The organism is Stutzerimonas stutzeri, assembly GCF_038561965.1.
Lineage (GTDB): Bacteria > Pseudomonadota > Gammaproteobacteria > Pseudomonadales > Pseudomonadaceae > Stutzerimonas > Stutzerimonas stutzeri_AA.
Genome location: NZ_CP139348.1, coordinates 3,947,253 through 3,966,604 on the forward strand (window position 1 = coordinate 3,947,253; position 19,352 = coordinate 3,966,604).

General features: G+C 56.5%; 32 protein-coding genes. All 32 read right to left on the bottom strand.

Going from position 1 to position 19,352, the window contains the following annotated elements; translation table 11 throughout:
* Positions 1–47: 47 nt before the first annotated feature.
* The 32 genes from SM130_RS18235 to rpsG all read right to left on the bottom strand — a co-directional run bounded on the left by SM130_RS18235 (position 48) and on the right by rpsG (position 19,345).
* Entirely contained in the window at positions 48–1,505 is a 1,458-nt protein-coding gene (locus SM130_RS18235; RefSeq protein ID WP_102824665.1) for a catalase, read from the bottom strand.
* A 164-nt stretch (positions 1,506–1,669) separates the two neighbouring features.
* Positions 1,670–2,059: a 50S ribosomal protein L17 gene (gene rplQ, locus SM130_RS18240; protein ID WP_102824664.1), complete on the bottom strand. Its 390-nt coding sequence runs from the start codon at positions 2,057–2,059 to the stop codon at positions 1,670–1,672.
* Between the two features lie 45 nt (positions 2,060–2,104).
* On the bottom strand, positions 2,105–3,106 hold the full coding sequence (locus tag SM130_RS18245) for a DNA-directed RNA polymerase subunit alpha (RefSeq protein WP_102824663.1): 1,002 nt from the start codon (positions 3,104–3,106) through the stop codon (positions 2,105–2,107).
* 22 nt (positions 3,107–3,128) lie between these two features.
* The gene (rpsD, locus tag SM130_RS18250; RefSeq protein WP_102824662.1) at positions 3,129–3,749 is read right to left on the bottom strand and encodes a 30S ribosomal protein S4; all 621 of its coding nucleotides are present in this window, start codon (positions 3,747–3,749) and stop codon (positions 3,129–3,131) included.
* A 17-nt stretch (positions 3,750–3,766) separates the two neighbouring features.
* Positions 3,767–4,156 carry a 30S ribosomal protein S11 gene (gene rpsK, locus SM130_RS18255; RefSeq protein WP_003281811.1) on the bottom strand — a complete coding sequence of 130 codons (390 nt, stop codon included), beginning with the start codon at positions 4,154–4,156 and terminating at the stop codon, positions 3,767–3,769.
* Between the two features lie 30 nt (positions 4,157–4,186).
* On the bottom strand, positions 4,187–4,543 hold the full coding sequence (gene rpsM / locus SM130_RS18260; protein WP_102824661.1) for a 30S ribosomal protein S13: 357 nt from the start codon (positions 4,541–4,543) through the stop codon (positions 4,187–4,189).
* 128 nt (positions 4,544–4,671) lie between these two features.
* Complete coding sequence (rpmJ, locus tag SM130_RS18265; RefSeq protein ID WP_003281814.1) at positions 4,672–4,788, bottom strand: 50S ribosomal protein L36; 117 nt, start codon at positions 4,786–4,788, stop codon at positions 4,672–4,674.
* A gap of 29 nt (positions 4,789–4,817) precedes the next feature.
* A complete protein-coding gene (secY, locus tag SM130_RS18270; RefSeq protein ID WP_011911997.1) occupies positions 4,818–6,146 on the bottom strand; it encodes a preprotein translocase subunit SecY in 1,329 nt (442 codons plus the stop codon).
* Positions 6,147–6,581 carry a 50S ribosomal protein L15 gene (gene rplO / locus SM130_RS18275; protein ID WP_038663361.1) on the bottom strand — a complete coding sequence of 145 codons (435 nt, stop codon included), beginning with the start codon at positions 6,579–6,581 and terminating at the stop codon, positions 6,147–6,149.
* 3 nt (positions 6,582–6,584) lie between these two features.
* Positions 6,585–6,764, bottom strand: coding sequence for a 50S ribosomal protein L30 (gene rpmD, locus SM130_RS18280; RefSeq protein ID WP_003281818.1), 180 nt, complete (start codon positions 6,762–6,764; stop codon positions 6,585–6,587).
* A gap of 2 nt (positions 6,765–6,766) precedes the next feature.
* Positions 6,767–7,267: a 30S ribosomal protein S5 gene (gene rpsE, locus SM130_RS18285; protein WP_003281819.1), complete on the bottom strand. Its 501-nt coding sequence runs from the start codon at positions 7,265–7,267 to the stop codon at positions 6,767–6,769.
* Between the two features lie 3 nt (positions 7,268–7,270).
* Entirely contained in the window at positions 7,271–7,621 is a 351-nt protein-coding gene (gene rplR / locus SM130_RS18290) for a 50S ribosomal protein L18 (RefSeq protein ID WP_003281822.1), read from the bottom strand.
* 10 nt (positions 7,622–7,631) lie between these two features.
* Positions 7,632–8,165, bottom strand: a complete 534-nt coding sequence (gene rplF, locus SM130_RS18295) for a 50S ribosomal protein L6 (protein WP_102824660.1) — start codon at positions 8,163–8,165, stop codon at positions 7,632–7,634.
* A gap of 12 nt (positions 8,166–8,177) precedes the next feature.
* Complete coding sequence (gene rpsH / locus SM130_RS18300; RefSeq protein WP_003281824.1) at positions 8,178–8,570, bottom strand: 30S ribosomal protein S8; 393 nt, start codon at positions 8,568–8,570, stop codon at positions 8,178–8,180.
* 182 nt (positions 8,571–8,752) lie between these two features.
* Complete coding sequence (rpsN, locus tag SM130_RS18305) at positions 8,753–9,058, bottom strand: 30S ribosomal protein S14 (protein WP_003281826.1); 306 nt, start codon at positions 9,056–9,058, stop codon at positions 8,753–8,755.
* Positions 9,059–9,071: 13 nt separating this feature from the next.
* Positions 9,072–9,611, bottom strand: a complete 540-nt coding sequence (rplE, locus tag SM130_RS18310) for a 50S ribosomal protein L5 (protein WP_102824659.1) — start codon at positions 9,609–9,611, stop codon at positions 9,072–9,074.
* Positions 9,612–9,630: 19 nt separating this feature from the next.
* A complete protein-coding gene (gene rplX, locus SM130_RS18315; protein WP_003304067.1) occupies positions 9,631–9,945 on the bottom strand; it encodes a 50S ribosomal protein L24 in 315 nt (104 codons plus the stop codon).
* Between the two features lie 11 nt (positions 9,946–9,956).
* On the bottom strand, positions 9,957–10,325 hold the full coding sequence (rplN, locus tag SM130_RS18320) for a 50S ribosomal protein L14 (RefSeq protein ID WP_003281831.1): 369 nt from the start codon (positions 10,323–10,325) through the stop codon (positions 9,957–9,959).
* 23 nt (positions 10,326–10,348) lie between these two features.
* A complete protein-coding gene (gene rpsQ / locus SM130_RS18325; RefSeq protein WP_003293030.1) occupies positions 10,349–10,615 on the bottom strand; it encodes a 30S ribosomal protein S17 in 267 nt (88 codons plus the stop codon).
* Between the two features lie 2 nt (positions 10,616–10,617).
* Positions 10,618–10,809 (bottom strand): 50S ribosomal protein L29, encoded by a 192-nt coding sequence (gene rpmC / locus SM130_RS18330; protein ID WP_003281834.1) that lies wholly within the window; start codon positions 10,807–10,809, stop codon positions 10,618–10,620.
* Positions 10,809–11,222, bottom strand: a complete 414-nt coding sequence (gene rplP, locus SM130_RS18335) for a 50S ribosomal protein L16 (protein ID WP_003281836.1) — start codon at positions 11,220–11,222, stop codon at positions 10,809–10,811. Before rplP ends, rpmC begins: the two co-directional genes overlap by 1 nt.
* Positions 11,223–11,234: 12 nt before the next feature.
* Positions 11,235–11,921, bottom strand: a complete 687-nt coding sequence (rpsC, locus tag SM130_RS18340) for a 30S ribosomal protein S3 (protein ID WP_003289210.1) — start codon at positions 11,919–11,921, stop codon at positions 11,235–11,237.
* Positions 11,922–11,934: 13 nt separating this feature from the next.
* Positions 11,935–12,267 carry a 50S ribosomal protein L22 gene (gene rplV / locus SM130_RS18345; RefSeq protein ID WP_003103908.1) on the bottom strand — a complete coding sequence of 111 codons (333 nt, stop codon included), beginning with the start codon at positions 12,265–12,267 and terminating at the stop codon, positions 11,935–11,937.
* Between the two features lie 13 nt (positions 12,268–12,280).
* Positions 12,281–12,556, bottom strand: coding sequence for a 30S ribosomal protein S19 (gene rpsS / locus SM130_RS18350; protein WP_102824658.1), 276 nt, complete (start codon positions 12,554–12,556; stop codon positions 12,281–12,283).
* Between the two features lie 16 nt (positions 12,557–12,572).
* Entirely contained in the window at positions 12,573–13,394 is an 822-nt protein-coding gene (rplB, locus tag SM130_RS18355; protein WP_003281841.1) for a 50S ribosomal protein L2, read from the bottom strand.
* 14 nt (positions 13,395–13,408) lie between these two features.
* Positions 13,409–13,708 (bottom strand): 50S ribosomal protein L23, encoded by a 300-nt coding sequence (gene rplW / locus SM130_RS18360; protein ID WP_003281842.1) that lies wholly within the window; start codon positions 13,706–13,708, stop codon positions 13,409–13,411.
* A complete protein-coding gene (gene rplD / locus SM130_RS18365) occupies positions 13,705–14,307 on the bottom strand; it encodes a 50S ribosomal protein L4 (RefSeq protein WP_102824657.1) in 603 nt (200 codons plus the stop codon). Before rplD ends, rplW begins: the two co-directional genes overlap by 4 nt.
* Before the next feature lie 12 nt (positions 14,308–14,319).
* The gene (rplC, locus tag SM130_RS18370; RefSeq protein WP_003304073.1) at positions 14,320–14,955 is read right to left on the bottom strand and encodes a 50S ribosomal protein L3; all 636 of its coding nucleotides are present in this window, start codon (positions 14,953–14,955) and stop codon (positions 14,320–14,322) included.
* An 82-nt stretch (positions 14,956–15,037) separates the two neighbouring features.
* Positions 15,038–15,349, bottom strand: coding sequence for a 30S ribosomal protein S10 (gene rpsJ / locus SM130_RS18375; protein WP_003186070.1), 312 nt, complete (start codon positions 15,347–15,349; stop codon positions 15,038–15,040).
* A gap of 150 nt (positions 15,350–15,499) precedes the next feature.
* Positions 15,500–16,693, bottom strand: coding sequence for an elongation factor Tu (gene tuf, locus SM130_RS18380; protein ID WP_015278291.1), 1,194 nt, complete (start codon positions 16,691–16,693; stop codon positions 15,500–15,502).
* Positions 16,694–16,723: 30 nt separating this feature from the next.
* Positions 16,724–18,844 carry an elongation factor G gene (fusA, locus tag SM130_RS18385; RefSeq protein WP_102824656.1) on the bottom strand — a complete coding sequence of 707 codons (2,121 nt, stop codon included), beginning with the start codon at positions 18,842–18,844 and terminating at the stop codon, positions 16,724–16,726.
* Between the two features lie 30 nt (positions 18,845–18,874).
* Positions 18,875–19,345: a 30S ribosomal protein S7 gene (gene rpsG / locus SM130_RS18390; RefSeq protein ID WP_003280834.1), complete on the bottom strand. Its 471-nt coding sequence runs from the start codon at positions 19,343–19,345 to the stop codon at positions 18,875–18,877.
* Between the last annotated feature and the right edge of the window lie 7 nt (positions 19,346–19,352).

Consider the following 19,352-nt stretch of genomic DNA (forward strand, 5'->3'; position numbering starts at 1 on the left):
GGCCTCTTACGAGGCCCGGCTTCTTTTACTTTCCTTCCCAACTCAGGTTATGCGACTTCGCTCGGATGGACGCCTAGCCCCAGGGCGATACCCGCACCGTAATCCGCGTCGGCCTGGAAGAAGTACCCCAACTGACGCAACTGCACATCACGCGATACGCCCTTCATCGCACCAACGATGTTGTTGATCAGCAACTGCTGCTGCTCGCCCGTCATCAACCTGAACAGCGCCCCGGCCTGGCTAAAATAATCGCCGTCGACGCGATGATCATAACGGTCCGCGCCGCCGGAAAGCGCGAGAGCCGGTTCTGCATAACGCGGCACCTGCTTCGGTGCATCGGCGTGACTGTTCGGCTCATAGTTCGGCGCAGAGCCACCATTGCCGTCGAAACGCATGGCACCGTCGCGCTGGTAGTTGCTGGCAGGGCAGCGCGGTGCGTTAACCGGGAGCTGCTGGTGATTGGTACCGACCCGGTAACGCTGAGCATCAGCGTAGGCAAACACCCGCCCCTGAAGCATACGATCCGGTGACAGGCCGACGCCCGGCACAACATTACTCGGAGCGAATGTAGCCTGCTCGACCTCTGCAAAATAGTTCTGCGGGTTACGATTGAGCTCGACGACACCCACTTCAATCAACGGATAGTCCTTCTGTGACCATACCTTGGTAACGTCGAAGGGGTTTTCGGCGCGGGTGGCCGCCTCCCCTTCGGTCATCACCTGAATGCAAAGCTTCCACCGAGGGAACTCGCCCTGCTCGATTGCCTGAAAAAGATCGCGCTGGGCGTAGTCCGGATCCGTGCCAGCCAAGCGAGCCGCGTCGCCCGGCTGCAAGTTCTTGATCCCTTGCATGCTCTTGAAGTGAAACTTCACCCAGTGCCGCTCGCCAGCAGCGTTGAGCATACTGAACGTGTGACTACCGAACCCGTGCATGAAGCGGTAGCCGTCAGGGATGCCACGATCGGAAAACAGGATGGTGACCTGGTGCAACGCCTCGGGCGAATGGGACCAGAAGTCCCACATCATTTGCGGGCTTTTCAGGTTGCTTCGAGGGTCACGTTTCTGCGTATGAATGAAGTCAGGAAACTTCAGAGGATCACGAATGAAGAACACCGGGGTGTTGTTGCCCACCACATCCCAGTTGCCTTCTTCAGTGTAAAACTTAACCGCAAAACCGCGTGGATCACGCTCGGTATCCGCCGAGCCACGCTCGCCTCCGACAGTGGAGAACCGCAGAAACAAGGGCGTTTGCTTGCCGACAGTCTGAAAAGGCTTAGCCAGGGTATATCGAGTGATGTCAGCGGTGATTGTCAGGGTGCCGTAAGCACCTGAGCCTTTTGCATGTACGCGGCGCTCTGGAATGACTTCGCGGTTGAAGTGTGCAAGCTTTTCAACCAGATGGAAGTCATCCAGCAACAACGGCCCGCGAGCACCAGCGGAGCGAGAATTCTGGTTGTCGGCGATCGGAGCGCCGCTAGCGGTAGTAAGGGTATTGCCCTGGCTCATGATGATTCTCCTTGAACATTCCGTAGAAAAGCTCGGCTTGGTGAGATTCTAACGAGGCAGGACAAAAGAGCTAATTTATTAAATGAACAAAGCCAATAGACTGGGCAAATCAGTCAAACAAAAAAAACCGGGCTAAGCCCGGTTCTTTTTTTCGGCAGCCAATTTTACTCGGCTGCAGCCTCAACCTCACCAGTGACCGGACGGTCCACCAGCTCGACGTAGGCCATAGGAGCGTTATCCCCAGCACGGAAACCGCACTTGAGGATGCGCAGATAACCGCCCTGACGGGTGGCGTAGCGCTTGCCCAAATCGTTGAACAGTTTGCCGACGATAGCTTTCGAACGGGTACGGTCGAAAGCCAGACGACGGTTGGCGACGCTGTCTTCCTTGGCCAGGGTGATCAGAGGCTCAGCGACACGACGCAGCTCTTTCGCCTTGGGCAGGGTGGTCTTGATCAGTTCGTGCTCGAACAGCGACACCGCCATGTTCTGAAACATGGCCTTGCGGTGGGCGCTGGTGCGGCTCAGGTGACGGCCACTTTTACGATGACGCATGATTGAAATTCCTTACCAAACGTTCAGTTCGGTTACTGGGGGCGATCAGGCAGTGGCCTTATCGTCCTTCTTGAGACTTGCCGGCGGCCAGTTATCCAGACGCATACCCAGGGACAAACCACGCGAAGCCAGAACATCCTTGATTTCAGTCAGGGATTTCTTGCCCAGATTCGGCGTTTTCAACAGCTCTACTTCGGTGCGCTGAATCAGGTCACCGATGTAATAGATGTTTTCCGCTTTCAGGCAGTTGGCCGAACGTACGGTCAGCTCCAGGTCATCAACCGGACGCAACAGGATCGGATCGATCTCGTCTTCCTGCTCGATAACTACCGGCTCGCTGTCGCCCTTAAGGTCGACGAACGCAGCCAGCTGCTGTTGCAGGATGGTCGCTGCACGACGGATCGCCTCTTCGGGATCCAGGGTGCCGTTGGTTTCCAGGTCAATGACCAGTTTGTCCAGGTTGGTGCGCTGCTCGACACGAGCATTCTCGACCACGTAAGCCACGCGACGAACCGGACTGAAGGTAGCGTCGAGCTGCAGACGACCGATGCTACGGCTTTCGTCTTCATCGCTCTGACGCGCATCAGCAGGCTCGTAACCACGGCCGCGAGCGACCTTGAGCTTCATGTTGATCGAGCCGTTGGCCGCCAGGTTGGCGATCAGGTGATCGCCATTGACGATTTCGACATCGTGATCCAGCTGGATATCGGCAGCGGTAACAGCGCCCGCGCCCTTCTTCACCAGGCTCAAGGTCACTTCATCACGGCCGTGCAGCTTGATGGCGATACCTTTGAGGTTTAGCAGGATTTCGATGACATCTTCCTGCACGCCCTCGATGGCGCTGTACTCGTGGAGCACACCGTCGATCTCAGCCTCGACCACAGCGCAGCCGGGCATGGAGGACAACAGAATACGACGCAGCGCGTTGCCAAGGGTGTGGCCAAAACCACGCTCGAGGGGCTCGAGAGTGATCTTGGCACGGGTCGGACTGACCACCTGCACATCAATATGGCGGGGGGTCAGGAACTCATTTACCGAACTCTGCATGGATACACCTATTTTCTAGCCCTTACTTGGAGTAGAGCTCGACAATCAGGTTTTCGTTAATGTCGGCGGACAGATCACTGCGAGCCGGAACATTCTTGAAAACACCAGATTTTTTGTCGGCATCTACTTCGACCCATTCAACGCGGCCGCGCTGAGCGCACAGCTCGAGGGCCTGGGCGATACGCAGCTGGTTACGGCACTTCTCGCGAACTTCCACCACGTCACCGGCCTTGACCTGGTACGACGGGACGTTCACGGTCTGACCGTTGACGCTGATCGACTTGTGCGAGACCAACTGACGCGACTCGGCACGCGTCGAGCCGAAGCCCATACGGTACACGACGTTGTCTAGGCGGCACTCGAGCAGCTGCAGCAGGTTCTCGCCAGTAGCGCCCTTACGGCTAGCGGCTTCCTTGTAGTAACCGCTGAACTGACGCTCCAGCACACCGTAGATACGGCGTACCTTTTGCTTTTCACGCAGCTGGGTGCCGTAGTCGGACAGACGCCCGCGGCGCTGACCGTGAACACCTGGGGGCGTTTCGATATTGCACTTAGATTCTAGCGCGCGCGCACCACTCTTCAGGAAGAGATCGGTGCCTTCACGACGAGACAGTTTGCACTTGGGACCAATATAACGAGCCATTCTTCACTGTCTCCTGATTACACGCGGCGCTTCTTCGGCGGACGGCACCCGTTATGCGGGATAGGCGTCACGTCGGTGATGCTGGCGATTTTATAACCACATGCGTTCAAAGCACGCACGGCGGACTCACGACCCGGACCCGGACCCTTGACGTTGACGTCGAGGTTCTTCAGGCCGTACTCCAAAGCAGCTTGACCAGCGCGCTCTGCAGCGATCTGGGCAGCGAACGGAGTGCTCTTACGCGAGCCGCGGAAACCGGAACCACCGGAGGTAGCCCAAGACAACGCATTGCCCTGACGATCGGTGATGGTCACGATAGTATTGTTGAAAGACGCGTGGATGTGGGCGATCCCATCAACCACTGTCTTTTTGACTTTTTTACGAGGACGAGCAGCAGGTTTTGCCATGACTAAATTCCTGTCGATTCGCTAACGCGATTACTTGCGGATCGGCTTGCGCGGGCCCTTACGGGTACGAGCGTTGGTCTTGGTACGCTGACCGCGCACCGGCAGACCACGACGATGACGCAGGCCGCGATAGCAACCCAGGTCCATCAAGCGCTTGATTTTCATGTTGACTTCGCGACGAAGGTCGCCTTCAACGATGAACTTGCCAACTTCGCCACGCAGCAGTTCGACCTGCTCGTCGGAAAGATCCTTGATCTTTGCTGCCGGATTCACACCGGTAGCGGCGCAGATTTCCTGCGCACGGGTGCGACCAACACCGAAGATGTAGGTCAGCGAGATAACAGTGTGCTTGTTATCCGGAATGTTTACGCCTGCAATACGGGCCATTCAGTGAAACTCCAATTGACAGCTACCTACGCCCCGGAAGCCAAGAAAAGGGCGCGAGATATTAACGCTGTAATAACAAATATTCAACCCGGCAGCGCACTAGCTGCCGGGTTATACGCCTTACACAATCAGCCTTGGCGCTGCTTGTGACGCGGTTCTGCGCTGCAGATCACGCGCACGACACCGTCGCGACGGATGATCTTGCAGTTACGGCACAGCTTTTTAACCGATGCACGAACTTTCATCACCAACTCCTAGAACCTTACGAACCACCTCAGCGGAGCATTCCGCTGCCGTAGCCCTTCAGGTTGGCTTTCTTCATCAGGGAATCGTACTGGTGCGACATGAGGTGTGATTGCACCTGGGACATAAAGTCCATGACAACCACAACAACGATCAGCAACGAGGTCCCACCAAGGTAGAACGGCACATTGGCCGCAACCACAAGAAACTGTGGCAGCAGGCAGACAGCCGTCATGTACAGGGCGCCGAACATGGTCAAACGTGTCAGCACACCATCGATGTAGCGAGCCGACTGCTCTCCAGGACGAATCCCGGGAATAAACGCACCGGATTTCTTCAGGTTCTCTGCAACATCCTTCGGATTGAACATCAATGCCGTATAGAAGAAGCAGAAGAAAATGATCCCAGCACTGAACAGCAGGATATTCAACGGTTGCCCCGGAGCGATCGCCTGGGAAATATCAGCCAACCACCCCATGTTCTCGGACTGACCAAACCACTGCCCCAGAGAGGCAGGGAATAGCAAAATGCTGCTGGCAAAAATAGCCGGGATCACGCCCGCCATATTCACCTTCAACGGCAAGTGACTGGTCTGCGCAGCGAAGACCTTACGACCCTGCTGACGCTTAGCGTAGTGCACCGCAATGCGACGCTGCCCACGCTCGATGAAGACCACAAAGCCAATGATTGCAACAGCCAACAGTCCGACAGCCAGCAGAGCGATGATATTGATGTCGCCTTGACGAGCCGACTCGAACGACTGGCCTAGCGCGCCCGGCAAGCCGGCGACAATACCCGCGAAGATCAGCATCGAAATGCCATTACCGACACCCCGCTCGGTGATCTGCTCGCCCAGCCACATCATGAACATCGCACCGGAAACGAAGGTAGTGATGGCCACGAAGTAGAAGCCGAAATCATTACTGAACGCGACACCTTGCCCCGCCAGACCGACCGACATCCCGACAGCCTGAACGATCGCTAGGACCAGCGTACCGTAACGCGTGTACTGGCTGATCTTGCGCCGTCCGGCCTCACCTTCTTTCTTCAACTGCTCCAGCTGTGGGCTGACAGCGGTCATGAGCTGCATGATGATCGACGCCGAAATGTACGGCATGATCCCCAGTGCAAAAATGCTCATACGCTCCAGCGCACCGCCAGAAAACATGTTGAACAAGCTAAGGATGGTCCCCTCGTTCTGACGAAACAGCTCGGCCAACCGATCGGGATTGATCCCGGGAACGGGGATGTGCGCGCCAATCCGGTAGACGATGATCGCCATGAACAGAAAGCGCAGACGAGCCCAGAGTTCGGACAGACCACCATTACTCAGCGCGGAGAGAGCACCTTGCTTAGCCATTTATTCCTCGAACTTGCCGCCAGCTGCTTCGATAGCCGCACGCGCACCTTTGGTGGCTGCGATACCCTTGAGAGTGACCGCACGACCAACCTCGCCCGACAGCATGACTTTCACACGCTGAACGTTCTGGTTGATGATGTTGGCATCTTTCAAGCTCTGCACGGTGACAACATCACCTTCCACCTTGGCCAGCTCGGAGGTACGCACTTCTGCGCGATCCATGGCTTTCAGCGAAACGAAGCCGAACTTCGGCAGACGACGATGCAGAGGCTGCTGACCGCCCTCGAAACCAGGGGCAATCTTGCCACCGGAACGGGAAGTCTGACCTTTGTGACCACGGCCACCGGTCTTGCCCAGGCCGCTACCGATACCACGACCCGGACGCAGCTTTTCGCGACGGGCACCCGGCGCAGAACGCAAATCGTTCAGTTGCATGGCTTAGCCCTCCACACGGAGCATGTAATAAGCCTTGTTGATCATGCCGCGATTTTCAGGAGTATCCTGAACTTCGACGGTGTGACCAATGCGACGCAGGCCCAGACCCTTGACGCACAGCTTGTGATTAGGGATACGACCGCTGACACTCTTGATCAGCGTGACCTTTACGGTATTAGCCATGATCAGGAAATCTCCTCGACGCTCTTGCCGCGCTTGGCAGCAATCGACTCAGGCGACTGCATCGCCTTCAATCCCTTGAAGGTGGCATGAACCACGTTCACCGGGTTGGTAGAGCCGTAGCACTTAGCCAGGACGTTCTGCACGCCAGCCACTTCCAGAATGGCACGCATAGCACCACCAGCGATCACACCAGTACCTTCAGAAGCAGGCTGCATGTAGATCTTCGAAGCGCCATGGGCGGCTTTGGTAGCGTACTGCAGCGTAGTGCCGTTCAGATCAACCTGGATCATGTTGCGGCGAGCCGCCTCCATGGCCTTCTGAATCGCAGCCGGTACTTCACGGGACTTACCGCGACCGAAACCTACGCGACCTTTGCCATCACCCACTACAGTCAGCGCGGTGAAGGTGAAGATACGACCACCTTTTACGGTTTTTGCGACGCGGTTAACTTGAACCAATTTCTCGATGTAGCCTTCGTCGCGCTTTTGCTCGTTATTTGCCATAACTTAGAACTCCAGCCCGCCTTCACGAGCAGCATCAGCCAGTGCCTTCACACGACCGTGGTACTTGAAGCCAGAACGGTCGAACGCCACCTGAGTGACACCTGCGGCTTTCGCACGCTCAGCGACCAGCTGACCGACTTTCTTGGCAGCGTCGACATTGCCGGTGGCAGCATCACGCAGTTCTTTGTCCAGAGTCGAGGCGCTGGCCAGGACCTTGCCGCCGTCGGCCGAAAGGACCTGGGCGTAGATGTGCTGGGAAGAGCGGTACACGCAAAGGCGTACGGTTTCCAGCTCGCGCATCTTCAGGCGTGCCTTGCGAGCGCGACGCAGACGAGTTTCTTTCTTTACGCTCATTTGCTATGCCCTACTTCTTCTTAGCTTCTTTGCGACGGACTACTTCATCCGAGTACCGCACACCTTTACCCTTGTAAGGCTCAGGACGACGGAAGTCGCGGATTTCAGCAGCCACCTGACCGACCAGTTGCTTGTCGACACCCTTGATCAGGATATCGGTCTGGCTGGGGGTCTCAGCGGTAACGCCTTGCGGCAGTTCATAATCCACCGGATGCGAGAAACCGAGAGCCAGGGACAGCACTTGACCTTTGGCTTGCGCCTTGTAACCAACACCAACCAGCTGGAGCTTACGCTCGAAGCCTTGGCTGACGCCGATCACCATATTGTTGACCAGTGCACGGGTAGTACCGGCCATGGCGCGAGTCTGCTGATCGCCATTGCGAGCAGCAAAACGCAATTCACCAGCCTCATGGACTACTTCCACAGACGAGTGCACATTCAGTTCCAGAGTACCCTTGGCACCCTTTACCGAAAGCTGTTGGCCGGAAATGTTGAATTCAACACCAGCGGGCAGCTTGACGGGGTTCTTAGCAACGCGAGACATGCTTATCCCCCCTTAGAACACTGTGCAGAGCACTTCGCCGCCAACGCCAGCAGCGCGAGCGGCCCGATCAGTCATCACACCTTTGTTGGTGGAGACAATCGAAACACCCAGACCGCCGCGTACTTTCGGCAACTGATCAACGGATTTGTACTGGCGAAGGCCAGGACGGCTTACGCGCTTAAGCTCCTCGATGACCGGACGGCCCTCGAAGTACTTCAGCTCGATAGACAGCTGCGGCTTGGCGTCGCTGCTGACGTTGTATCCTGCGATATAGCCTTCACCTTGAAGAACGTTGGCTACAGCCACCTTCAACGTGGAAGACGGCATGCTTACGACGGACTTTTCGGCCATCTGGGCATTACGGATACGAGTTAGCATGTCCGCTAACGGGTCCTGCATACTCATGGGCGCTTAGCTCCTAATACAAAAAAATAAGCCCGCAAGGGCTCGTGTCGCCTACCGAATGAGCGAGCACTACAGTGCGAGGCTCGGGCGAGCCGGACATTCTAGAGACACTTCTGAAACGAATCAAGCCCCATGAGGGGCTTGATCAAAAACAAACAGGACCGAAGGCCCTGTCTATTTCATTACCAGCTGGCCTTGACCAGACCTGGCACGTCACCACGCATTGCAGCCTGCCGCAGCATGTTGCGCGAAAGGCCGAACTTGCGATAAACGCCATGCGGACGCCCGGTCAGACGGCAGCGGTTACGCAGGCGCGCAGCGCTTGCGTCGCGAGGCTGCTTCTGCAGAGCTACCTGAGCTTCCCAACGCGCCTCCGGAGTGGACTCCGGGCTAGCGATGATGGCCTTCAGTGCAGCACGCTTCTGGGCGAACTTGGCAACCGTCTGCTGACGCTTCAGCTCACGGTTCTTCATGCTTTGCTTAGCCATGTGCCTACTCCAATCAGTTACGGAACGGGAAGTTGAAAGCACGCAGCAGAGCGCGTCCTTCATCATCCGTCCGAGCAGTGGTAGTCAGAGTGATGTCCAGACCACGAAGGGCATCAATCTTGTCGTAGTCGATCTCCGGGAAGATGATCTGCTCTTTCACGCCCATGCTGTAGTTGCCGCGCCCATCGAAGGACTTGGCATTCAGGCCGCGGAAGTCACGCACGCGCGGCAGGGAGATAGAAAGCAGGCGATCCAGGAACTCGTACATACGATCACTGCGCAAAGTCACCTTGACGCCGATCGGCCAGCCTTCGCGAACCTTAAAGCCTGCGATGGACTTGCGAGCGTGGGTCACTACGACCTTCTGGCCGGTAATCTTCTCAAGATCGGCAACTGCGTTGTCGATGATTTTCTTGTCACCGATCGCTTCGCCGATACCCATGTTAAGGGTGATCTTGGTAATGCGCGGAACCTCCATCACGTTGCCGAGCTGAAGTTCTTCCTTCAGCTTGGGCGCGATTTCCTTCCGATAAACTTCTTTTAGTCGTGCCATGGTTATCTACCTAGCAGTCTCAAGCGTCAACCGGCTTCTGGGTCGACTTGAAGACACGAATTTTCTTGCCCTCTTCAACCTTGAAGCCAACGCGGTCTGCCTTGTTGGTCTCACCGTTGAAAATGGCGACGTTAGAGACGTGCAAAGGCGCCTCCTTCTCGACGATACCGCCCTGAACGCCGGACATCGGGTTCGGCTTGGTATGGCGCTTTACCAGGTTGATCCCACCAACGACCAAACGGTCGTCAGCGAGAACCTTGAGCACCTTACCGCGCTTGCCCTTGTCTTTGCCGGCGATGACGATGATCTCGTCGTTGCGACGAATCTTTTGCATGCGGCTACTCCTTACAGCACTTCAGGGGCGAGCGAGACGATTTTCATGAACTTCTCGGTACGAAGTTCACGCGTCACCGGCCCAAAGATACGGGTGCCGATAGGCTCCTGCTTGTTGTTCAGCAGAACAGCAGCATTGCCATCGAAGCGAATGATTGAACCATCGGGACGACGAACGCCGTGACGGGTGCGAACCACAACTGCGGTCATCACCTGGCCCTTCTTGACCTTGCCACGAGGAATCGCTTCCTTGACGGTTACCTTGATAATGTCGCCGATGCCGGCGTAACGGCGGTGGGAACCGCCGAGCACCTTGATACACATGACGCGACGAGCGCCACTGTTATCAGCCACATCGAGCATGGATTGAGTCTGAATCATATAATTTCTCCGACCCCTAGCCCTTAGACTTCGACGGCGCGTTCAACGACATCAACCAGCATCCAGGACTTAGTCTTTGCCAGCGGACGAGTCTCGCGGATGGTGACCTTGTCGCCGATACGGCACTGGTTGGTTTCGTCGTGGGCGTGCAGCTTGGTCGAACGCTTCACGTATTTACCGTAGATCGGGTGCTTAACGCGACGCTCGATCAGAACGGTGATGGTCTTGTCCATCTTGTCGCTGACGACGCGACCGGTCAGCGTACGGACGGTTTTCTGAGCTTCAGCCATGATCACTTACCTGCCTGCTGGTTGAGCACAGTCTTGACGCGAGCGATGTCGCGCTTGACTTGCGAGAGCAGGTGAGACTGCCCCAACTGGCCAGTCGCCTTCTGCATGCGCAGATTGAACTGGTCCCGCAGCAGCTCGAGCAGTTGCTCGTTCAGCTGCTCAACGGATTTTTCACGAAGTTCATTCGCTTTCATCACATCACCGTCCGCTTAACAAAGGAGGTGGCGAGCGGCAGCTTTGCAGCAGCCAGGGCGAAAGCCTCACGCGCCAGCTCTTCGGAAACACCCTCGATCTCGTAGAGCACCTTGCCCGGCTGAATCTGGGCTACCCAGTACTCGACGCTACCCTTACCTTTACCCATACGAACTTCGAGGGGCTTTTTGGTAACAGGCTTGTCGGGGAACACGCGGATCCAGATCTTGCCGCCACGCTTAACGTGACGAGTCAGCGCACGACGTGCAGCCTCGATCTGGCGCGCGGTCAGACGACCACGGGAAACAGACTTCAACGCGAACTCGCCGAAGCTGACCTTGCTACCGCGCTGAGCCAGACCACGGTTGTGGCCGGTCATCTGCTTGCGGAATTTTGTACGCTTGGGTTGCAACATTTGGCGTACCCCTTACTTAGCAGCTTTTTTACGAGGAGCGGGCGCTTGAGGCTTGAGCTCTTCATGGCGACCACCAATCACTTCGCCTTTGAAGATCCACACCTTCACGCCGATCACACCGTAAGTGGTGTGCGCTTCGTAAGTGTTGTAATCGATATCGGCACGCAGGGTGTGCAGAGGCACACGACCTTCGCGATACCACTCGGTACGGGCGATTTCAGCCCCACCTAGACGACCACTGACCTGGATCTTGATGCCCTTGGCACCAATACGCATGGCGTTCTGCACGGCGCGCTTCATGGCGCGACGGAACATTACGCGACGCTCCAGCTGCTGAGCTACGCTCTGTGCAACCAGCATGGCGTCGAGCTCCGGCTTGCGGATCTCTTCGATGTTGATGTGCACAGGCACACCCATTTGCTTGGTCAGGTCCTGACGCAGCTTTTCAACATCCTCACCTTTCTTGCCGATCACGATGCCGGGACGAGCGGTGTGGATGGTGATGCGTGCGGTTTGTGCCGGGCGATGGATATCGATACGGCTTACGGACGCGCTTTTTAGTTTGTCTTGGAGGTACTCACGCACGTTCAGATCTGCAAGCAGATAGTCTGCATACGTACGGCCGTCTGCGTACCAGACGGAGGTGTGCTCCTTGACGATTCCCAGGCGAATGCCAGTGGGATGTACTTTCTGACCCATCTGATCGACTCCGTTACTTGTCCGCAACCTTGACAGTGATATGGCAAGACCGCTTGACGATGCGATCAGCGCGGCCTTTGGCACGCGGCATGATGCGCTTAAGCGAACGCCCCTCGTTGACGAAGACTGTGGAGACTTTGAGGTCATCCACATCAGCGCCTTCGTTGTGCTCGGCGTTGGCAACGGCCGACTCCAGCACTTTTTTCATGATCTCGGCGGCTTTCTTGCTACTGAAAGCCAGGAGGTTGAGCGCTTCGCCCACCTTCTTCCCGCGGATCTGGTCGGCGACCAGGCGGGCTTTCTGGGCGGAGATGCGAGCGCCCGACAACTTAGCGGCTACTTCCATCTTTCCTTACCCCTTAGCGCTTGCCTTTCTTGTCCGCTACGTGCCCGCGATAGGTGCGGGTAGCAGCGAACTCGCCGAGTTTATGGCCGACCATGTCTTCGGACACGAGGACCGGAACATGCTGGCGACCGTTATGTACAGCGATGGTCAGACCGACCATTTGCGGCAGGATCATCGAACGACGCGACCAGGTTTTCACCGGCTTGCGATCATTCTTTTCCAATGCCACTTCGACCTTCTTCAATAGGTGAAGATCGATAAAAGGACCTTTTTTCAGAGAACGCGGCACTGTCGTATCCCTCTAGTTACTTGCGACGACGGACGATCATGTTATCGGTGCGCTTGTTAGTGCGGGTCTTCGCGCCCTTAGTCGGGAAGCCCCATGGCGACACCGGATGACGACCACCGGAGGTACGACCTTCACCACCACCGTGTGGGTGATCGACCGGGTTCATCGCGACACCACGAACGGTAGGACGAATGCCCTTCCAGCGCTTGGCGCCGGCCTTACCCAACGAACGCAGGCTGTGCTCGGAATTCGAGACTTCGCCCAGCGTCGCACGGCACTCAGCCAACACTTTGCGCATCTCGCCGGAGCGCAGACGCAGCGTCACATAGGAACCCTCGCGAGCAACCAACTGAGCCGAGGCACCAGCGGAGCGAGCGATCTGAGCACCCTTGCCCGGCTTGAGCTCAACACCGTGGACGGTAGAACCCAGCGGGATATTGCGCAGCGGCAGACTATTACCAGCTTTGATCGGGGCATTGATACCCGAGACAAGCTGATCGCCAGCACTTACACCCTTCGGCGCGATGATGTAGCGACGCTCACCATCGGCATACTTCAGCAGAGCGATGTGTGCAGTACGGTTCGGGTCATATTCGATACGCTCGACGATGGCTGGGATGCCATCCTTGTTGCGGCGAAAATCGACCAGACGATAGTGCTGCTTGTGACCACCACCGATGTGGCGAGTGGTGATACGACCGTTGTTGTTACGGCCGCCAGTCTTCGACTTCTTCTCGAGCAGCGGTGCGTAAGGAGCGCCTTTGTGCAGCTCCTGATTGACCACCTTGACCACAAAACGGCGGCCCGCGGAAGTCGGTTTGCATTTAACAATTGCCATGATGCACCCCTTCCTTACTCAGCACTGCCGGAGAAATCGAGATCCTGGCCTGGCTGAAGAGCGATATACGCCTTCTTCCAGTCGTTGCGCTTGCCCAGACCGCGAGCGGTACGCTTGGTCTTACCCTGAACATTCAGGGTGTTGACGGCAGCGACCTTCACGTCGAACAGGCTCTCAACAGCCTTCTTGATTTCCAGCTTGGTTGCGTCAGTAGCAACCTTGAAAACAAATTGCTTCTTGCTGTCAGCCAGCACGGTAGCCTTCTCAGAGACGTGCGGACCAAGCAGGACTTTAAATACGCGTTCCTGGTTCATCCCAGCAGCTCCTCGAATTTCTTCACAGCCGACACAGTGATCAACACCTTGTCATAGGCGATCAGGCTGACCGGATCGGAACCCTGGACGTCACGCACATCTACATGCGGCAGGTTGCGTGCAGCCAGGTACAGGTTCTGATCGACAGCATCGGAAACGATCAGCACATCGCTCAGACCCATACCATTGAGCTTGTTAGCAAGCACCTTGGTTTTCGGGGCATCGACGGCGAAATCTTCTACGACAACAAGACGCTCGGAGCGGACCAGCTCAGCAAGAATGGAACGCAGCGCAGCGCGATACATCTTCTTGTTCAGCTTCTGCTCATGGTTTTGCGGACGAGCAGCGAAAGTCACGCCACCGCCACGCCAGATCGGACCACGAGTGGTACCAGCACGAGCACGACCGGTGCCCTTCTGGCGCCACGGACGCTTGCCACCACCGGACACATCGGAACGGGTTTTCTGCTGCTTGCTACCCTGACGACCGCCAGCCATGTAGGCGACAACTGCCTGGTGCACCAGCGTCTCGTTGTAATCGCCACCAAAGGTGCGATCGGAGACTTCGATGGCCTGTGCGCCATTTACATTCAATTGCATGTGAACTCCCCCTTAACCGCGAGCCTTGGCGGCCGGACGCACGAGCACGTCACCACCAGTGGCGCCGGGCACTGCGCCCTTCACCAAAAGCAGGTTCCGCTCAGCATCGACACGCACGATTTCCAGAGACTGCACGGTTACGCGCTCGGCGCCCATGTGCCCGGACATCTTCTTGCCCTTGAATACACGACCTGGAGTCTGGCACTGACCGATAGAGCCCGGGACGCGGTGGGATACGGAGTTACCGTGGGTATTGTCCTGACCACGGAAGTTCCAGCGCTTGATGGTACCGGCAAAGCCTTTACCCTTGGACTGACCGGTGACATCCACCATTTGTCCAGCTTGGAAAATCTCGGCATTGATCTGGTCACCAACTTGGAACTCCTCGCCATCAAGGCGGAATTCCCAGACGCCACGACCTGCAGCAACATTCGCCTTCGCGAAGTGACCGGCCTGAGCCTTGGTAACACGGGACGCGCGACGCTCGCCGACAGTGACCTGCACTGCACGATAGCCATCGCTCTCTTCATTCTTGAACTGAGTGACGCGATTCGGTTCGATCTCGATGACCGTAACCGGAATAGAGACACCATCCTCGGTGAAAACGCGGGTCATACCGCATTTGCGACCGACTACACCAATAGTCATTTTGAAACCTCTTGAGTGTACGGGGCTCTCACCCGCTATGGCCGCCCATTTCAGAGCGTTACACGACTAAAACTCTCAGGTTTTAGCCGAGGCTGATCTGCACTTCCACACCAGCCGCAAGATCGAGCTTCATCAGCGCATCGACAGTCTTGTCGGTCGGCTGGACAATATCCAGCACACGCTTATGGGTTCGAATTTCATACTGATCGCGCGCGTCTTTGTTGACGTGCGGAGAAACCAGCACAGTGAACCGCTCTTTGCGGGTTGGCAGCGGAATCGGACCACGCACCTGAGCACCAGTACGTTTCGCGGTTTCCACGATTTCCTGGGTTGATTGATCGATCAGGCGATGGTCAAAAGCCTTCAACCGAATACGGATTTGTTGGTTTTGCATTTTGACCTCAGACTCCAAGTAGCCACCCTACCAGGCGCAATACCCCCGGTAAAAGGAGGCGCAATTGTACGGACGCGCCCAGAGGGTGTCAATAAATGATCAACAATAGAAAAAGGCCCCCGAAGGGGCCTTTTTCATCATCGACAAATATTACTCGACGATCTTGGCAACCACGCCGGCACCAACGGTACGACCACCTTCGCGAATTGCGAAGCGCAGGCCGTCTTCCATGGCGATCGGCTTGATCAGGGTAACAACCATTTTCACGTTGTCGCCCGGCATTACCATCTCAACGCCTTCCGGCAGTTCGCACGAACCGGTCACGTCAGTGGTACGGAAGTAGAACTGCGGACGATAGCCCTTGAAGAACGGAGTGTGACGACCACCTTCTTCCTTGGACAACACGTACACTTCAGCTTCGAACTTGGTGTGTGGCTTGATGGTGCCCGGCTTGGCCAGAACCTGACCACGCTCTACGTCGTCACGCTTGGTGCCGCGCAGCAGGACGCCACAGTTCTCACCAGCACGACCTTCGTCGAGCAGCTTGCGGAACATCTCCACACCGGTACAGGTGGTCTTGGTGGTGTCGCGCAGACCAACGATCTCGATCTCTTCCTGGATCTTGACGATGCCGCGCTCTACACGACCGGTCACAACAGTACCGCGGCCGGAGATGGAGAACACGTCTTCGATCGGCATCAGGAACGGCTTGTCGATAGCACGAACCGGCTCAGGGATGTAAGTATCCAGAGTCTCGACCAGCTTCTTGACGGCAGTGGTGCCCATCTCGTTGTCGTCTTGACCGTTCAGAGCCATCAGCGCAGAGCCAATGATGATCGGAGTGTCGTCGCCCGGGAAATCGTAGGTGCTGAGCAAATCACGCACTTCCATTTCCACCAGCTCGAGCAGCTCGGCGTCGTCAACCATGTCGGCCTTGTTCAGGAACACGACAATGTACGGAACACCTACCTGACGGGACAGCAGGATGTGCTCGCGAGTCTGCGGCATGGGGCCGTCAGCAGCCGAGCAAACCAGGATCGCGCCGTCCATCTGGGCAGCACCGGTGATCATGTTTTTCACATAGTCAGCGTGACCCGGGCAATCAACGTGCGCGTAGTGACGAATGTTGGAGTCGTACTCTACGTGAGCGGTGTTGATGGTAATACCGCGAGCCTTCTCTTCCGGGGCGCTATCGATCTTGTCGAAGTCGACACGAGCGGAACCGAATACCTCGGAGCACACGCGAGTCAGAGCAGCCGTCAGAGTGGTCTTGCCATGGTCGACGTGACCAATGGTGCCGACGTTGACGTGCGGTTTGTTACGTTCGAATTTTTCCTTAGCCACGACAGTAAACCTCTTACTTAAAGGGCTGAATCAACCTTGTTTTTTAACGAGTGTCTCGACGATATTCGCCGGAGCCTCAGCGTATTTGGAGAATTCCATGGAGTAGCTCGCGCGACCCTGAGACATGGAACGAACGTCGGTTGCATAACCGAACATCTCTCCGAGCGGAACCTCAGCACGGATAACCTTGCCGGAGACCGAGTCTTCCATACCCTGGATCAGACCGCGACGACGGTTCAGGTCACCCATCACATCGCCCATGTAATCTTCCGGGGTCACTACTTCAACCTTCATGATCGGCTCAAGTACCTTGCCGCCGCCCTTGCTGGCCAGCTGCTTGGTAGCCATCGAAGCTGCGACCTTGAACGCCATCTCGTTGGAGTCGACGTCATGGTAGGAACCATCGAACACGGTCGCCTTCAGGCCGATCAGCGGATAGCCGGCAACAACGCCGTTCTTCATCTGCTCTTCGATACCTTTCTGGATCGCGGGGATGTATTCCTTCGGAACCACACCACCTACCACTTCATTGGTGAACACCAGACCTTCGGTGATATTGCCCTTTTCGTCCACATCCGGAGTGGAGAAACGAATCCAGCAATGACCGAACTGACCACGACCACCAGACTGACGAACGAACTTACCTTCGATCTCGACCTTGTCTTTGGTGATGGTTTCGCGATACGAAACCTGAGGCTTACCAATGTTCGCCTCGACATTGAACTCGCGACGCATGCGGTCGACAAGGATATCGAGGTGCAGCTCGCCCATACCCGAGATAATGGTCTGACCGGTTTCTTCGTCGGTCTGAACACGGAACGATGGGTCTTCCTGAGCCAGTTTACCCAGCGCAATACCCATCTTCTCCTGGTCGGCCTTGGTCTTCGGCTCTACAGCCACCGAAATTACCGGCTCCGGGAAATCCATACGCTCGAGAATGATCGGCTTGTCGATCGAGCAGAGAGTGTCACCGGTAGTGACGTCCTTCATACCGATCAGTGCAGCGATATCACCAGCGCGGCATTCCTTGATTTCTTCACGCTGGTTGGCGTGCATCTGCACCATCCGACCTACGCGTTCCTTCTTACCCTTGACCGAGTTCATCACCGAGTCGCCGGAAGACAGAACACCCGAGTAGACGCGAGCGAAGGTCAGAGTACCGACGAACGGGTCGGTAGCGATTTTGAATGCCAACGCAGAGAAAGGCTCTTCATCAGTCGCGTGACGCTCATCGACCTGCTCCTCGTTGTCCGGGTTGACACCCTGGATTGGCGGGATCTCGGTCGGCGCGGGCAGGAAGTCGATAACGGCATCGAGAACCAGAGGTACACCCTTGTTCTTGAACGACGAACCGCAGACCGCAGGAACGATTTCACAGGCGATGGTGCGCTGACGCAGACCGGCCTTGATCTCTTCAACGGTGAGCTCACCGCCCTCGAGATACTTGTTCATCAGCTCTTCATTGGCCTCGGCCGCAGCCTCGATCATGTTCGAGCGATATTCTTCAGCCAGATCCATCAGCTCTGCCGGAATTTCTTCCTCGCGGTAGCTGGTGCCCTTGTCTTCATCGTTCCAGTAGATAGCCTTCATCTTGATCAGATCGATCTGACCTTCGAAGTTCTCTTCGGCACCGATTGCAAGCTGGACCGGAACAGGAGTGTGACCCAGGCGCTGCTTGATCTGAGCGACTACGCGCAGGAAGTTGGCACCCTGACGGTCCATCTTGTTCACGTAGACGATACGTGGAACGCCGTACTTGTTGGCCTGACGCCATACGGTTTCGGACTGCGGCTCAACGCCGGAAGTCCCACAAAATACAACCACAGCACCATCGAGAACGCGGAGCGAGCGCTCCACCTCAATGGTGAAGTCAACGTGACCGGGAGTATCGATAACGTTGACGCGATAGTTGTCGTACTGACCGCGCGAACCCTGCCAGAAGGTAGTTACAGCAGCGGAGGTAATGGTAATACCACGCTCCTGCTCCTGAACCATCCAGTCGGTAGTCGCCGCGCCGTCGTGCACTTCACCCATCTTATGGCTGAGGCCGGTGTAGAACAGAATCCGCTCCGTCGTGGTGGTCTTGCCCGCGTCGACGTGGGCACAGATACCAATGTTACGGTAGCGGTTGATAGGGGTAGTACGGGCCACAATAAGGTCCTCGTAAAAAGTGCGCTTGATTTAGAAGCGGTAGTGCGAAAAGGCCTTGTTGGCTTCAGCCATACGATGCACATCTTCGCGCTTCTTGACTGCAGCGCCTTTACCTTCAAAAGCATCCATCAGCTCGCCAGCAAGGCGCAGCGCCATGGATTTCTCGCCGCGCTTACGCGCTGCATCAACCAGCCAACGCATGGCCAGAGCATTACGACGGGAAGGACGAACTTCGACCGGAACCTGGTAGGTAGCACCGCCTACACGGCGGGATTTAACTTCGACCAGCGGAGCGATGGCATCGAGTGCTTTTTCGAAGATTTCCAGGGGGTCGCTATTCTTGCGCTCCTTCACCTTGTCCAACGCACCATAAACGATACGCTCGGCAACGGCTTTTTTGCCGCTCTCCATTACGTGGTTCATGAACTTGGCCAGGATCAGACTTCCGTATTTCGGATCGTCAAGGATCTCACGCTTGGCTGCTACACGACGTCTTGGCATTGATAAG